Genomic DNA, 13,567 nt, shown 5'->3' on the forward strand with positions numbered 1-13,567 from the left:
TCCTGACGGAGTTTTTCTTTTTTGAAACAACCTGCAACCCGGAACCTGCTCGCATGTATATTGGTGCAGGAGATCTGTGTGAAACGGGCAGAAGAACAACTCATCATCGCCCAGGCATTGGCTGGCGACCGCAAAGCAGCGGGAGCGCTTGTCCGCGCACACCAGCGATCACTTTATGTCTATCTCTACCGGCTGACAGGCCAGCACGAACTGGCTGAAGACATTGTACAGGATGCGTTTATACGGGCACTGACCAACCTGCACACCTTTGATCCGAAATACAGGTTCTCGACGTGGTTGTTCTCAATAGCACGAAACGTGTGGATGTCAGACCTGAGCAAGAAGACGCGGAGAAGAACGCTGTCAATATCGATGGATGCAGCTTCGTGCAACTCGGAAGCAGATCCGTATACCAATGCTGAGCGTGAGAATACTGCTTTGTGCGCACGCGAAGCGCTTGGCAAAGCCATTCTTTCACTTCCCGTTGCGCAGCGAGAGGTTGTGCTGCTCTATCACCAGCAGCAATGGTCGATCAGTCTGATCGCAAAGGCGCTGGATATTCCGGAAGGCACAGTCAAAAGCCAGCTTCATCGAGCCCGTCGACGCCTGCACAAAGCCATGCTTGCAGCGGGGTTGCAGTACTCACCGGGACTGGGGTTGACCTCGACACCACACAGCGAACTTGTGGAGTCACTCAGCATCACAAAGGCAAAGGCGCGTGTTCGAAGCGTGACTGGTGGCAGATCTACCTCCGGATCCTTCGGTTCACTGGGCATCCAGATGGGGGGCGCGTCATGAGACTCTCCATCAGACACAGACTACACAAACGCGCACGCTCGACGGCCCGCACTTCGGAATCCGATTGGAATCTAATTCGCGTATCATCGCGCTCAGACTCTGTTGATCTTGTTCTGCATGATGACGGCCAAGTGCTTGCACGCAACGCACCAGACCTGACTGACACTATCCTCGACAACCTTGAAAAAACGCGTCCCTTGCTCTTTCCTCAACCCAATCGTCGGTTGATCACTGTGACGCCACGCCGAGTTGGGATAGTTGGTGGTTTGCTCGCTGCCTGTCTCGCGTTCACAGCATACGTGCAACTCGGTGCGGTCTACGAGATTCCATCCAATAGCGAGTACACCTTTGCTTCACGTACACCAGCCGATCGCTCAGCAACATCCGAGTCAGATGTTGTGCCTACGCAGAATCTTGCACCAGCCCTCTCACGCCCGCGCCTGACTGCCGATGGCATCATGAACAGCCTGCCTCCGCTGAATCTGAACGATCCAAAGAAGGATGGGCTGGCTTCAACCATGATGACCTCGTCACGGTTTGTTGGTACCTACGCCAACCTATCTATGCCAAACCTGCTCACAGAAATCGCTCCTCTGCCTGCCGCTCAGCAAACGGAGATCGTGGACTTGTGGCTGTCGTATCACCAGCCCGCCCCTCCTCCCCCCCCTGCAGCGGGCGCTGTGATCTACGCGGAAAACTGACAGTTTCGACGTGAAATACCCTCAGGAAGTTGCTCTGCTTGGCGATCTGCCCGCTCTGGTTATCATTCACCAGCCATGGGTAATCACACCACAATCAGTGCCGCGGACACCGCGGAATCATCCATCGTTCCGATCAGCGGGCGTATGTATCGCGTTGAGGTCAGGACGCTCCCCAGTCGCGACGACACGCGAGGTGCTGCTTTGCTGCGTCAGGCGAAAAGACGCAGGATCGGGCTTTCTGACGTCAGCACCGCCAAGTTGTATTTGATTCAGGGTGATCTCAGCAAAGCGCAGCTTGATCTCATTGTCAACGAGCTGCTTGTTGATCCCGTCTTTGAGCGAGCGACAATTGGTGCAACCGAGCCGAAGTCAGGGGAAGTCTGTATTGAAGTCCATCCGCTTCCCGGTGTGATGGACCCAGCAGCGCAGTCGGTGCAGGATGCGGTCTTCTCACTCACCGGCATTCGCGCACATGTGTCCACGGGCATGCGATACGACATGCACGGGCTGACCGAGTCCGACGCTACATTGCTTGCAGAGCAGACACTCGCGAACACCGTCATCCACGCAATCCACACCTCGCCGTTCCATCCCGAGACCCTGCCGTCGGGGCACGAGCACTCGTTCCAGCTTCGTCATGTTGCGATCCGTGATCTTTCCGATGAGCAACTGACCAAACTGAGTCGCGATGCGCATCTGTTTCTGAGTCTGACCGAGATGCAGCGGATCCGGTCGTACTATCAGGACGCTGGTCGCGAGCCGACCGATATTGAGCTTGAAACACTCGCGCAGACGTGGTCGGAACACTGTGTCCACAAAACACTCAAGAGCACCGTCTCGTATCGCGAGTCTCGAGATGGCGAGCCAACCGACACATCACGCCTGAAGAACCGACCCGGGCACACAATCAACGCGGACGGCTCGGTCACTATCGAGAACCTGCTCAAGTCCACGATCGCAACTGCAACATTCGAACTGATGGATGATGGTGTCGATTGGGCACTCTCCGTGTTCAAGGACAACGCGGGCATCGTTGCGTTCGACGACGAGAACGCGGTGTGCATCAAGGTCGAGACGCACAACCATCCGTCGGCAATCGAGCCCTACGGCGGCGCAGCGACCGGGATAGGCGGGTGCATCCGCGACGTCATCGGCACAGGCCTGAGCGCAAAGCCGATCGCCAGCACCGATGTGTTCTGCGTCTCATTTCCCAACGACACTTCTGTTCCCGCAGGGTGTATTGCGCCAAAGCGGACACTCGAACAGATTGTCGCTGGTGTGCGCGACTATGGGAATCGCATGGGCATCCCCACCGTCAACGGCGCGGTGTACTTCGACGAACGCTTTGTCGCAAACCCGCTCGTGTTCTGCGGCTCGATCGGCATCATGCCCTGCGATCTGACCGAGGGCGAAGCACAGCCTGGTGATCTTATCGTTGCGCTCGGCGGGCGCACAGGACGCGACGGGATCCACGGCGCAACATTCAGTTCCGCGGAACTCACAGACACGCACGCCGACGAGTTCGGTCACGCGGTGCAAATTGGGAACGCCATCGAGGAAAAACGCGTGCTCGACGCGATCATGCGTGCACGCGATGAGCACGATGCACCACTTTTCAGCGCGATCACCGATTGTGGCGCTGGCGGGTTCAGCTCGGCAGTTGGCGAGATGGGCGAAAAACTCGGCGCGAACGTGCAACTCGAAAACGCGCCACTGAAGTACGCAGGGCTCAGCTATACCGAGATCTGGATCAGCGAAGCGCAGGAGCGCATGGTGCTGGCTGTACCGAAGGAAAAACTCGACGCGCTGCAGGCAATCTGCGACGAGGAGCAGGTCGAGCTCGCGGTGCTGGGCACGTTCGGCAACGAACACAAGGAACTCGTACTCAGTTACCGGGGCACCGAGGTCGGCAGGCTCGCGATGTCGCTATTGCACGACGGCATTCCTATGCCGACGCGCGACGCAGTATGGAATGCGAAGGCGCCACTTATTCATAGAGCAACACAGATTCCCGCGTTCGGCGATGCACTACAGTCGCTGCTGTCGCATCCGAACATCGCGTCAAAGCACTGGATCATCCGCCAGTACGACCACGAGGTGCAGGGGAACGTCACAACGCGCCCACTTGTTGGCCCTGCCCTGCGCGGGCCGGGCGATGCGAGCATCGTGAATCCGGTTCCCGAACGCACTGAAAGTACAGATCGCGGGATCGCGATCGGATGCGGCCTTCAGATCGGCATGGGTGATCCGTCGCGCGGGGGCGATCCGTATCTGATGGCCCTCGCAGGGATCGACGAGTGCGTGCGCAATCTTGTGTGCGTTGGTGCTGATCCGTCGCGTATCGCGATCCTCGACAACTTCTGCTGGCCGAGCTGCAACGACGCGGAATCAATGGGCTGGCTGGTGCGCGCGTGCGAGGGGTGTTACGACGCGGCAAAGGCGTATCGCACGCCGTTCGTGTCGGGCAAGGACTCGCTCAACAACCAGTTCACGACCGACGACGGCAGAACGATCCGCATCCCGCCGACGCTGCTGATCACGGGGCTCGGTATCGTGCCCTCGATCGCGAAGTCGATCACGATGGATGCGAAGCTCGCGGGAAATGTGCTCGTGCTGGTCGGCACGCCAGCGACCGCGATGGGCGGCTCGCACGCGCAAACTGTGCTTGGCGGTGTGTGTGCCGATGTTTCTATGCCAGCAGTTGATCTTCAGAAACTTCCCGCACGGGCCCATGCTGTCGCGGACATGATCGCGAAGGGGCTCGTGCGATCGTGCCACGACGTGTCCGATGGAGGTTTGCTGTGCGCGATTACAGAGATGCTGATCGCCGGCTCGACGAAGCACGCGCCGATCGGATTTGAGATGGCGTGCGACGTTGCCAGCATCGATCCCTTCGCGCTCGCGTTCGCGGAGACGCCGGGACTATATGTGATGGAGATCGAGCCCGAACATCTCGACGCTTGCAGATCACTCGCGGACGAGTTGCATGTGCTCGGCACATTGAACAGCTCCGGCTCGCTCGTCTGGAGTCAGCAGAGCGTCGACGAGAACGTCGAGGAACTCGCGTCCATCTGGCGTTCGCCCCTCAACTGGTCGCAGGCCGACCCGCAGCTCGTCTGAACATTTCTGCACGCCCATTCGTACCACCCCAGCACCACATGGATCATCACCGGACACCTGCATGCAGACACCACGACCAACTAGACCCATCTACGTCGGTGACGAGCGCGTCGGCGTTATCCAGATCGGTGGCGGTCTTGATACAGCACACACAGACGGTGCGGTCCAGCAGCTCCCGTCTGCGCCATTGCCTGCAATCGCGCCGGCAAACTTGGCATCCGAGTTCATCCGTGCGCCGGTGTCTGTACAGACCATGACCGCGGGGTACACGCACGACATCGACAAGTGCGTGGCTGAGATCAACAAGCTGACCACCGCGGGCGCAGAGATCGTCCGCGTTGCGGTGCCCGAACGCAAGGACACCGAGGCGCTGCGCGAGATCATCAACCAGACACAGGTCCCGATCGTCGCGGATGTCCACTTCCACTTCAAGCGAGCGCTCGAAGCAATCGAAGCGGGTGTCCACAAGATCAGACTCAATCCCGGCAACATCTCCGACCGTGCGCAGGTGCAAGCGGTGATCGACGCGTGCAAGGAACGAAGCATCCCGATCCGCGTCGGTGTCAACGAAGGCTCCATCATCGAGCGCAAGGACAAACAGAAGCGCGCAAAGGAACTCGGCGCGTTCTTCTCCGACCGTAAGCACGGGTATCTGCTCGCGATCATGATCGCAAAGCTCGAGGAGTATCTCGACATTTTCTACGAGCGGGATTTTTACGACATCTGCATCAGCGCCAAGAGCATGGATGCTGCGATCACCATCGACGCGTACACGGAGATCAGCAAGCGCTTCGATCATCCGCTGCATCTCGGCGTCACGCACGCAGGCCCCAAGGAGACTGGTTGCATCCGTTCCGTCGTTGCGCTCGGATCGCTGCTCACAAACGGGATCGGCGACACCGTTCGCATCAGCTACGCGAGCGATCCGGTCTACGAGGTGCAGGACGCGCTGGAGATGCTGTACTGTCTCGGACTGCGCGAGCGCAAGGGCGCAGAGCTCATCGCGTGCCCGACGTGCGGGCGCATCCAGGTCGATCTGTTCACGCTCGTGCAGGAAGTGAACAACAAACTCGCGTCCGACATCTACCTGCCCATCAAGGTCGCGGTGATGGGATGTGTTGTGAACGGACCGGGCGAAGCCGAGGGCGCGGATGTCGCGGTGTTCGCTGGCGATCGTCGCGGGATCATCTACGTGCAGGGCGAGCGCGTCGCGAACGTGCCAGAGAGTGAAATCCTAGATCGATTGCTCGACGAGTGCAAAGCGTTCCAGGCGCGCGTCGAGCGTGGCGAGGTCAAGCTCGGTGAGAAGGTCGTCGATATTGTGCCACCCGACCCTATCGGCGAGCTCGGCTCCGGCTGGGAGAAGATCGCACGCGAGCGCACACAAAGCTCACCCGTGTCGCTCACCATTGGCAACAAAGCAAACTAAAGCATTCCTATCCCAGCTGTGATCGCATGGTTTCCAGCATGTGGATGACGCTCGCTGCTTCCTTCACAGTCGCTCGCTGCTCGATTGATGCGCCAGCACGCTGGTGCTGGATCAACGACAGCACGTGTCTGACCTCGCCGTCGTATCCCGTGCCCGGTTCCATCTTCACAGGTTCTGATGTCCCGTCGCGGTAGAGTAATAACTGATCTGTGCGGTTGATATCAAAGTCCGCTGTCGCGTGTTCGAAGACAACGGTGTATCGCATCTGGAACGGGAACCCGGGCGTGTGGTCCCATCCGCCCTCTGCAACAACGTGCGATGGGCCACTCTCAAAGTGAAACAGCGTGGAGATGTGCGAGAGCGAGCCGGTGCTTGTCACGCGCAATGGCTTACCGAAGCACCATGTAACAAAGTCCACATCGTGGATGTGTAGATCGAAGAGTGCGCCGCCTGTGCGCGCGTTGTTCGTGTAGAAATCCTGTGCCCATGTTGGGAGTGTGCCGAGCCGACGAAATACTGCACTGCGGACAGTGCCAAAGGTGTTTTCATCAATCTGATGTTTGAGCCACGACCACGCTGGCCAGAATCGCATACACATCGCGGGCACACACACACGGTCAACTTTCGCTGCAACATCCGCGAGGCACATCGCCTGGGCGTGTGACAGCGCAATCGGTTTCTCCACGAGCACGTGCTTGCCCGCCTGCAATGCGCGAATGGCAAGATCAACATGCGATTCCGTGTGGGTGCAGATGCTGACAAGATCAATATCTGCGTTCTCCAGCACGTCATTGATGCTGGATGTCGTTCGCGTGTCTTTCAGCAGTTCAATCTGCGAGAGCCCGCCACCGTCAAGATTGCCAGATTTCTCCGTGATCTTTGCCTTATCGATCGGCGAGGAGTCACACAGATGCACAAGGTTGCATCCAAATCCAGCTGCGTTTGCAGCAAGGTATGCACGGGCGTGCGTCCAGCCCATGAACCCCATGCCGATGATCCCGACACCGATCGATGATTTTCCGGGGTCTGCACCATTAACATCCTGCATGCATCGCTCCGTCACGAACTATCATCACACCCACTCGCACGCACAATCATTCACACGCGGAGGACACCCATGGCAACATGGCTGATCAAGACCGAACCGGACTGCTACCACTGGGATGATATGAAGCGTGACAAGCGCACCGCGTGGACCGACGTGACAAACGCTGCTGCCCAGAAACACATGCGATCGATCAAGAAGGGTGACATCACCTACTTCTACCACACGGGTGATGAGAAGGCGATCGTCGGCATCTGCGAGGTCGTCAAGGGCGCATATCCGGACCCGGACCATCCCGGCCTGACCGCCAACGGCGATCCCAAGCGAGTGCTGTTCGATATCAAGCCACTCAAAGAGCCAAAGAATCTCGTCACACTCAAGGACGTGAAGAACTCCGGGCTGCTCGATGATTTCCTGTTAGTGCGTCAGTCAAGGCTCAGCGTCGTGCCGGTCGACCCCAAGCACGACAAGGTGCTGAAAAAGATGATGGGCATGTGACTCGCATCGTTGTGTCACTTCAGCACATCATTATGCTTGATCCAGAGTGATTCGATCCGATCATCGATCGGGAGTCGCTCGGGAAGCTTCGTGCCGCAAGCGACAAGCAGGTCAACCAGACCGAGGTAGTCCGAGATCGCGATGTGTTCACGCGCGAGTGTCGGCTTGTCCGTGTTTGTTCCCTCCTGAACCGCTGCAAGGTCACCCATGTTGTGGTAGTTGCCCAATGGGAGACACAGGCACGTCGCGTCGTACCCCGCAGCGCAGAACACAGTCGCTTCGCACGCACCGCCAGCCATAAGCTTGCGCTGCCACGGCGTTCCGGTCATCTCGCTCTGCTTCTGTGACGCGCGCGGGAGCGCGGACCGACCAAACACTTCCTCCGCAGCGGTTGCGCACGAACTCGTCAGTCTCGGCGAAAAGATGCTCAGTCTATCGCCGACCCGGACAATGGGGCCGCCGCCGATCGGCACATCTGCAAATGCCCGAGAGTTCTCAAGCGCGATCACTCTCGCATTCTTTGGCATAGTCTCGTCCCTGCACGCGCCGATCGCGCCGATGAAACCGATCTCCTCGGCGCGTGTCAGGAGCACACGCACGTCCTGGACTGAATCTCCTGCTTGTGCGCGCTCTCGCAATCGATCAAACGCGTCGAGCGCAGCTGCAAGGGCTGCAAGATCGTCGCAGGCGTTCGTGTGCAGGATACCATCAATAATCTCCGCCTGTGGAAGATCCCACATCGCAATATCGCCCACATTTGCGTGGCATTCTTCATCCGTCTCGCAGATATATCGCGTAAAACCGTCGGCCGGCTGGTTTGTCTCGTCGAACTCCATCTTCTCGACGAGCGTTCCCTTCCAAGTTGTGTCATCGCTGCCAACAACACGGACTTTCGCATTCTCAAGATATGATGCCATCACGCCGCCGCGAAGCGAGAGTTCAAGCGTGTGCGGCGAGACGACGCGCTCCACCACCATCGCTGGATGGTCCATGTGCGCGGTGAAGTACACAGCTGGCTCATCGCGCCGAACGGAAGACAAGGACGCATCCAGCGACAATGTCAGGTTCCCGTGGGTGTCCGCAGCAAGCACAACACCGCTTCGCGAAACACACCATTGCTCCACCCAGTTGACAACCCGTTGCTCCTTGCCAGCAGCGGTCGGAAGTTGCGTCAGTTCGAGCAGGTCGCGCTTGCACTGCTCGGTGAGTTCGGTTGTGACAGTGTGCGTTGTTTCGGTTATCGTCATGGGCAACTGTATTCACGACTTCCCATAGACCGGAACCAGCGCAGAACGTGTGACTGTGTTCTCGGGGGATGCGAGAAAGACCATCGTCTGCGCGACATCATGCGTGTTCGGCCACGCGGCGTGATCCGCATCGGGCATCGCATTCCGGTTCGCTGGCGTGTCCATGATCGACGGGATTACTGCGTTGACAAGGATGCTGTCACTTGCAACTTCAGCACCAAAGGCCTGCGTGAATGCGCACACAGCAGCCTTGCTCGTTGTGTAAGCGACCATCCCTGCGCCGAGTTCCGGAAAGAGCCCCGGCCGTGCGCCGACATTCACAAGTCTCCCACCATGTCCCTTTTTCTTCATCGCGATCGCAGCGTGCTTGCAGCAGAGCATGCATGTCAGCACGTTCATCTGCATCATCGAGACAAAGTCGGATTTAGAAACACCAGTCAGTGGCGACATCGCAAAACCGCCTGCGACATGGATCGATGCCCACAACCCGGGGGATGCCGGGATCGAAGAATAGAACTTCGCAACATTCTCTTCGTCTATCAGATCGACACCATGTGAGATGCGCACACGCTCGTGATCCTGCCAGAGAACATCCTGTACTGAAGAGGACATCTCCGGCACATGGCAGACTGCCCCCTCATCGAGCAGTTGCTGGACAACATCTCGCCCGAGCGCTCCCGTCCCGCCAGTGACAACGACGTGTTTTCCTTCAAACCGATCTACGTTTGCGCTGCGCATGGTGAAGGTCTCCGATGATGGACACCCGACTATACGTGCGCACAGCAAAAAACGCGGCTGACGATCTCTCGCCAGCCGCGTGATTATCAGAAGCAATCGACGTGTCGATTACGGGCAGCCTGCTGCGTACTCGTTGCCGAAGCAGATGTAATCGAAGATGTTCAGCGAGCCGCTGCCATCGCAATCTGCGTAGGCGGTGTTCGCTGCGTACTCGTTGCCGAAGCAGATGTAGTCGAAGATGTTCAGTGCACCACTGCCATCGCAGTCTGCGTAGCAGGCTACACCTTCGGTCACTGCAACGTCATCAACGAAGAAGTTGGACAGACCGGTTGTCTGGAAGAGCTCATTGATCAGAGAGTAGATCTCGATTGTCACGGTCTGGCCTGCGTACGACGAGATGTCGAGCGAGACCAACTGATAGTCGACGCCGAATGTTCCCGGATCAAACTCGCCAACCAGCTTGTGCCAGATTGCCGTGCCGTTCACTTTGACTTCAATGTAGTCCGTGGACTCACCAACGGTGGGAACGTGCAGGTAGAACTCAAGATTGGTTGCGGATGCGGGGAGTGCAACGCTCTGGCTCACGCTGCCCTCTTCAAATGTGGTGATACCACCGAACCATGCCCACCATGTGCCGTTATTTGGGCCGAACGCCGGGTTGGCGGTGCAAGCAGCATCGCAAAGCGGCGTGCCGAAGTTCGATGAGAACTCAACCCAACCGCCACCGATACCAAGTTCAAACCCGCCATCGTTGATAATTTGTGCCTGTGCTGCACCAGCGATCAACATCGCCGCAGCAATACCCATCTTCTTCATGTGAGACTCCCTCATCTTTTCTTGCGGCACCCAGTGCAAGGAATGCGTTGTTCAGCAGTGCCATACTGACAAAGCCCCCACAGACACTGTTCCATGGAAAGCTCATATCCTCACAAACAGATTAGTACCCCATCCTTCCGCGGTTGCGAGAAAAACTAGCGAACAATCGTGTTTTTTTGCGAATTCAAGGTCCGATCGGAGCGCTTCAGGCACGACCTATAACGCAACGCGATGAAACCGCTGTAAACACCCGGAAACAGCCAAAGCGTGACAACCATACAAAACAGCACTCAGCTCGCGATTTCAAACTCGTGGTCTGCACCACGCAAACGGGCCTTTAGACGCTGGAGAATGAGCGAATGCATCTGGCTGACGCGTGACTCTGAACGACCGAGCACAATACCGATTTCCCGCATTGTCATGTTCTCGTAGTAGTACAGCAGCACAACCAAACGCTCTGCGGGAGTCAGACCCTTCGTAACCCAATCCTGCAGATCCGTGCGCTGCATAATCCGTGATACCCCCTCCTCGCGTCGACCCTCGATCGAATCGATGATTGACACTGTTTCACCGGATGGGCCAGCACGCTCTGCCGACAGACTCGACTGCACAGGAACCCGAGAATCTCTCACAATGCGATCTGTTTCCTCAGGGACCGCATCAATTTGTTCACGAAGTTCATCCTCGGCGATATCGCGACCGTGCTCTTTTCGAAACGACTCTCGAATCTTGGCGACCTGCGACTCGCGCCTGCGAGCGAGTCTTGAAGCAGGGTCAAGCGCTCGAATGTTGTCGAAGATCGCTCCGCGGACACGCTTCGCGCAGAAGGTTTCAAACTTCGCTCCCTGATTCATGTCATATGAATCGATTGCGCACATCAGCCCGAACATGCCGCTTGATGAAAGATCATCAACCTCCACAATCGCTGGAAGACGCGAGCGGATTCGCTCTGCTGTCGTTCTCACAAGGGGCATGTAGTGCACTGCGAGTTGGTTCCGCAGAGCTACCGCACCGGTCGCTTTGTATTCGATCCACACGTCGTGGATTGATCCCGACCGGGCAGTCTGCGATTTCGTGTTTGAACGTGTAACCTTCTTGCGAGCCGCAGCACTTGACCCTCTTGTGCGCGCCACCCCTGTGTCAGAAGGTATCCGGGCATTCACAGCACTTGCTCTGGAAGAGTTATCCACATTGCGAGAGGTGGTCGATCGACGTGAAGTTGCCTGCCTGTCCATAGCCTGGGATCTCCGTCAAAACCAATGCTTTGTGATGTCCGAGAAAAATCAAATCGAGTGTAGCGGAGATTTTATAAGACCCAGTGATCCTTTTGCAAGCCAAAACCGGCTGATTTTGCGAACTTTTTTCGGACTCGAATAAAATACCAATCATCTTCCTAACGTGAAGTTTTTACAATTCACTTGGGTCATACTCGGGTGCGCTGTACAGTGTGGCTCACAGAATCGCAACACAATATCTTGGTGAATCATCGCGTTGAACTCCATACCCAACCATTATCCAAACTCATGTGCTGAGCCATCGAACGGCGCTCTTATGCACACACAGATTCGCAACTCATTTGACCCTTACCAATATCTGAATCAGCTTCCAAACTTCGAGCGCACAGTCCCGCAACGGATTTCTCCAGCCACCTTCAAACTGGAACGGATGCGCACACTCCTCAGTAGTCTTGGGAACCCTCAGAACACATTGACACTGATTCATGTCGCAGGCAGCAAAGGCAAGGGCAGTATTTGCGAAATGACCGCAAGCGCCCTTCAGGGATGCGGATACACCGTTGGCGTTTTTACGAGTCCTCATCTCGTTTCTCCACGGGAGCGCATCCGCATCAATGATGCGATGATCGATGAGAGCAGTTTCGCAGATGTTCTTGCCCGCGTGGCTCGCGCGACAGAGAAACATCGGTTGACACGTGAAAACACAACGTACTTTGAAGTCATGACTGCGGCAGGGTTTCTCTACTTCGCTGAACAGGCGGTCGATATTGCCGTTATTGAAGTGGGGCTTGGTGGCACACTTGATTCAACCAATGTGATTCAGCCTGCTGTGTGTATCATCGGCGCTCTGTACCTCGAGCACGCAGCCATACTCGGCTCGACGCTTGAAGCAATCGCTTGCGAAAAAGCCGGAGTTATCAAGCCAAAGGTGCCTGTTGTCACGCTCGATCATCCGCCGTCGGTGATGGAGGTCATCCGCAAGAAGGCTGAAGCAGCAGATGCTCCATTGCACGTCCTGAGAGACACAATCCCGTTCTCATGGCGCGTATCTGCCAATGCTAATGGTCAACCACAGACTGTCATTAACCTGGCATGTCCGACAATCTCGCTTGAACATATTCCCGTCCCTCTGGCTGGTGACCATCAGGCAGTCAACTGCGCACTTGCCTTGACTGCAATCTCATTGCTCAAAGGAAACGACTTCTCGTTCTCTGAGCCGGCTCTGGTTGAGGGGTTGTCGCGAACCATGCATCAGGGACGCATGGAACTTATCTGCCAAAAACCGCGTGTGTTGATTGATGGTGCGCACAATCCAGAATCGATCGAATGCCTTGTCAAGACACTTGCGTTGCATCACACCTATGACTCGTTGCACGTTGTCTTCGGGTGTGCAAGCGACAAGGACATTCGCGGCATGCTGGCGCACGTCGCAACTGTCGCCGACAAGGTTGTCTTCACCCAAGCAGACTCTTCGCGCGCTGTCGATCCGAACCTGCTTTTGCAGCACTGGAACGAGTTGACAGACCGCCCTGCTCAAGTCGCTGCGACAGTCCCTGACGCTCTCAGAGATGCCGCATCTGTATGCACACCGGATGACCTTATCTGCGTAACAGGCTCGTTCCATCTTGTCGGTCAGGCGAAGGAACACGTCTGCTCACGTCTTTCTGCCGCGCAGGCCGGCCCTCAATAAAGCTCAATTTTTCCTGGCGTGTGCTCGCGAATTCGGATTCGCGTGCGAACACTTCTGCATGCAGTTGATCGTGATTGTCAGTTTGATCGTGGTCGCCGCCGGTGTGCTTATTGCACTGGCATGGTGGAAGTTTTCTGATGCAATCTTTCCAGGCTCAAGATCCACTGAACAGGAGCCGCTGAACCCACATATTAATGCAACCGTTATCTCCAAAGACCAACTGAACAACACATCATCTGACCACTAAACC

General features: G+C 56.8%; 12 protein-coding genes. 7 read left to right on the plus strand and 5 right to left on the minus strand.

All coding sequences use genetic code 11. The features are described from left to right. The first annotated feature begins 78 nt into the window (after nucleotides 1–78). The 4 genes from H6815_01160 (at nucleotide 79) to ispG (ending at nucleotide 6,048) form a co-directional block, all read left to right on the plus strand. Nucleotides 79–798, plus strand: coding sequence for an RNA polymerase sigma factor (locus H6815_01160; GenBank protein MCB9859035.1), 720 nt, complete (start codon nucleotides 79–81; stop codon nucleotides 796–798). Continuing rightward, nucleotides 795–1,499: a hypothetical protein gene (locus tag H6815_01165; GenBank protein ID MCB9859036.1), complete on the plus strand. Its 705-nt coding sequence runs from the start codon at nucleotides 795–797 to the stop codon at nucleotides 1,497–1,499. The genes H6815_01160 and H6815_01165 overlap by 4 nt, the downstream gene beginning before the upstream one ends. Before the next feature lie 75 nt (nucleotides 1,500–1,574). Beyond that, nucleotides 1,575–4,619 (plus strand): phosphoribosylformylglycinamidine synthase, encoded by a 3,045-nt coding sequence (locus tag H6815_01170; protein ID MCB9859037.1) that lies wholly within the window; start codon nucleotides 1,575–1,577, stop codon nucleotides 4,617–4,619. Between the two features lie 61 nt (nucleotides 4,620–4,680). After that, on the plus strand, nucleotides 4,681–6,048 hold the full coding sequence (ispG, locus tag H6815_01175; GenBank protein ID MCB9859038.1) for a flavodoxin-dependent (E)-4-hydroxy-3-methylbut-2-enyl-diphosphate synthase: 1,368 nt from the start codon (nucleotides 4,681–4,683) through the stop codon (nucleotides 6,046–6,048). Nucleotides 6,049–6,055: 7 nt separating this feature from the next. On the opposite strand, the gene H6815_01180 is transcribed toward ispG, so the two are convergent. Next, entirely contained in the window at nucleotides 6,056–7,096 is a 1,041-nt protein-coding gene (locus tag H6815_01180) for a Gfo/Idh/MocA family oxidoreductase (GenBank protein MCB9859039.1), read from the minus strand. Nucleotides 7,097–7,165: 69 nt separating this feature from the next. Between H6815_01180 and H6815_01185 the strand changes: the two genes are divergently transcribed. Continuing rightward, on the plus strand, nucleotides 7,166–7,591 hold the full coding sequence (locus tag H6815_01185) for an EVE domain-containing protein (protein ID MCB9859040.1): 426 nt from the start codon (nucleotides 7,166–7,168) through the stop codon (nucleotides 7,589–7,591). Between the two features lie 14 nt (nucleotides 7,592–7,605). On the opposite strand, the gene H6815_01190 is transcribed toward H6815_01185, so the two are convergent. From H6815_01190 to H6815_01205, 4 genes are all read right to left on the minus strand, one after another. Next, a complete protein-coding gene (locus H6815_01190; GenBank protein ID MCB9859041.1) occupies nucleotides 7,606–8,838 on the minus strand; it encodes a hypothetical protein in 1,233 nt (410 codons plus the stop codon). A gap of 12 nt (nucleotides 8,839–8,850) precedes the next feature. After that, entirely contained in the window at nucleotides 8,851–9,576 is a 726-nt protein-coding gene (locus H6815_01195) for an SDR family NAD(P)-dependent oxidoreductase (GenBank protein ID MCB9859042.1), read from the minus strand. Nucleotides 9,577–9,684: 108 nt separating this feature from the next. After that, nucleotides 9,685–10,392, minus strand: coding sequence for a hypothetical protein (locus tag H6815_01200; protein ID MCB9859043.1), 708 nt, complete (start codon nucleotides 10,390–10,392; stop codon nucleotides 9,685–9,687). A 290-nt stretch (nucleotides 10,393–10,682) separates the two neighbouring features. Continuing rightward, complete coding sequence (locus H6815_01205; protein MCB9859044.1) at nucleotides 10,683–11,366, minus strand: sigma-70 family RNA polymerase sigma factor; 684 nt, start codon at nucleotides 11,364–11,366, stop codon at nucleotides 10,683–10,685. Between the two features lie 517 nt (nucleotides 11,367–11,883). Between H6815_01205 and H6815_01210 the strand changes: the two genes are divergently transcribed. Continuing rightward, nucleotides 11,884–13,317, plus strand: coding sequence for a bifunctional folylpolyglutamate synthase/dihydrofolate synthase (locus H6815_01210; GenBank protein MCB9859045.1), 1,434 nt, complete (start codon nucleotides 11,884–11,886; stop codon nucleotides 13,315–13,317). A gap of 58 nt (nucleotides 13,318–13,375) precedes the next feature. Further along, nucleotides 13,376–13,564, plus strand: a complete 189-nt coding sequence (locus H6815_01215) for a hypothetical protein (protein ID MCB9859046.1) — start codon at nucleotides 13,376–13,378, stop codon at nucleotides 13,562–13,564. Nucleotides 13,565–13,567 lie beyond the last annotated feature (3 nt).

Source organism: Phycisphaeraceae bacterium, assembly GCA_020639155.1.
GTDB lineage: Bacteria > Planctomycetota > Phycisphaerae > Phycisphaerales > UBA1924 > JACKHF01.